This is a genomic window from Rhodococcus opacus (assembly GCF_012396235.1).
Classification (GTDB): Bacteria; Actinomycetota; Actinomycetes; order Mycobacteriales; family Mycobacteriaceae; genus Rhodococcus_F; species Rhodococcus_F opacus.
On sequence record NZ_JAAXPA010000087.1, the window covers coordinates 1 to 2,418 of the forward strand.

A 2,418-nucleotide genomic window follows, 5' to 3' on the forward strand; every position below is an offset into this window, starting at 1 on the left:
GACACCATCACCGTCCACGAGAACTACCCCCACCACACCACCCCACCCACCGACCTCACCATCACCACCACCTCCGCCACCGACGCCACCCACTACCCCCTCGCACTCGCCGCCACCACCACCACCGACACCACACTCCACCTCAAGTTCGAGTTTCTGCCGGAGTTCCTCAGCCGCAACGACACCGAGGCGATCGCGGCCCACATGTGCCGGGCACTGGAGGTCATCGCGACGGCACCGGAGACGACCGTCGCGTCGGTGCGACTTCTCGGCGACGACGAGTTCCGCGCGCTCGCGCCCGTGCGCGGTGGTCCCGCACCCGCCACCCGCACGCTCGCCGCGATCGTCACCGACGCCGCAGCCCTCGATCCGGACGCCGTCGCGCTCGAGGACTCCGGTCGCGCGGTGAGTTACCGCGACCTCGACGAGGCGTCGAACCGGCTCGCGCGCCTGCTGATCACGCACGGCGCCGGCCCGGAACGCTACGTTGCCCTGGCGATTCCGCGTTCCGTCGACTCGGTGCTCGCGGTCTGGGCGATCGCCAAGACCGGGGCGGCTTTCCTCCCGATCGACCCGGGCTATCCCGCCGCACGCATCGCCGACATGTTCGCCGATTCGGGTGTCGCGCTCGGCGTCACACTGACACCGCAACGTGAGCGGCTCCCGGACACGGTGCCGTGGCTCGTCCTGGACGAACCCGGGACGATCACGACGGTCGAACAACAGTCGAGCGGTGCCCTCGGTGACGCCGATCGCCGCGGGCCATTGCTACCCGACCATCCCGCGTACCTGATCTACACGTCCGGATCGACCGGTGTCCCGAAAGGCGTGGTGGTTCCGCACCGCGGGCTGGCCACGCTGGCCGCGGCGCAGGCGGCCGGCCTCGGTCCGGGGCGGCACTCGCGCGTGCTCCACTTCTCGTCACCCTCGTTCGACGGATCGGTGTTCGACTACCTTCTGGCGTTCGGCTGTGGCGCGACTCTGGTGATCAGCCCGCCGACCATCGTCGGCGGCACGGAACTGTCCCGCTTCGTCGCTGCCCAACGGGTGACGCATGCCTTCGTCCCGACTGCCGCACTAGCCTCGGCCGATCCCGACGACCTCGACGGATACGACGGGTTCGGCGAAATTCTCGTGGCCGGAGAAGCGTGTCCGCCCGGTCTGGTGACCCGGTGGTCCCGTGGCCGGGCTCTGCGGAACGGCTACGGCCCCACCGAAACCACCGTGATGTCCAATATCAGCGCGCCGCTCACACCCGGGTCCGAAGTGACGATCGGCGGCCCGGTCGCCGGTGCGGACGAAGTGGTGCTGGATGCGCGGCTGCAGCCGGTCCCGGACGGCGTTCCGGGTGAGTTGTACATTGCCGGGTCAGGTCTGGCCCGCGGATACCACCGGAGGCCGGGCCTGACCGCAGGACGCTTCGTCGCCGCTCCATACGGGCCGGCGGGCGAGCGGATGTACCGGACCGGCGACATCGTCCGCTGGGTCGCCGACACGTCCGGCGGTCGGGTGGTCGAGTACCTCGGCCGCGCCGACTTCCAGGTGAAGGTGCGCGGGTTCCGCATCGAACCCGGCGAGATCGACTCCGTCCTCGGCGACCACCCGGACGTGGAGTACGCCGCGACACTCACCCGCACCGGGCCCGCCGGGGACCCGATCCTCGTCTCCTATGTCGTCGGTTCCGCGGAGCTCGCCCCGGCACGACTCTCTGCCTATCTCACCGAACGACTTCCGGCGCACATGGTGCCCGGTGCGATCGTGCCGATCGACCGGATCCCGCTGACCCCCGTCGGCAAACTCGATCGCGCCGCGCTGCCCGCTCCCCGGTTCGACTCCCCGGCCGATCCCGCGCACCGACCGACGTCGCCCGTCGAGGAGACCGTCGCGAACGCGTTCGCGGCCGTTCTGGGGCTCGAGCACGTCGGTGTCGACGACGACTTCTTCGAGGCGGGCGGAAACTCGCTGACGGCGACACGGGTGGTGGCGCGGGTCAATTCGATGCTGCACACCCACATCGACGTCCGGACCGTGTTCGAGGACCGGACACCACGGGTCCTGTCCACCCACCTCGACCACGACTCGAACGATGCCCCGTTGCCGGTGCCCACTCCGGGGAACCAACCCGAGTTCGTGCCGTTGTCGCCCGCCCAGCAACGCATCTGGTTCCTCAACCAATACGACACCACCACCCCCACCTACAACATCCCCCTCACCCTCCACCTCACCGGACACCTCGACACCACCGCCCTCCACCACGCCCTCACCCACCTCATCCACCGCCACCAACCCCTCCACACCACCTACCCCCTCCACCACGGACACCCCACCCAACACATCCACCCCCACCCCACCACACCACCACTCACACCCACCCCCACCACCGAAACCCAACTCCCCCACCACATCAACGCAGACACC

Annotated in this window: 1 protein-coding gene; it reads left to right on the forward strand. The window is 69.5% G+C overall.

Translation table 11 applies throughout. The features are described 5' to 3' along the window. A partial coding sequence (locus HGB39_RS37930; protein WP_247607639.1) for a non-ribosomal peptide synthetase occupies positions 1 to 2,418 on the forward strand: 2,418 nt, incomplete at both ends.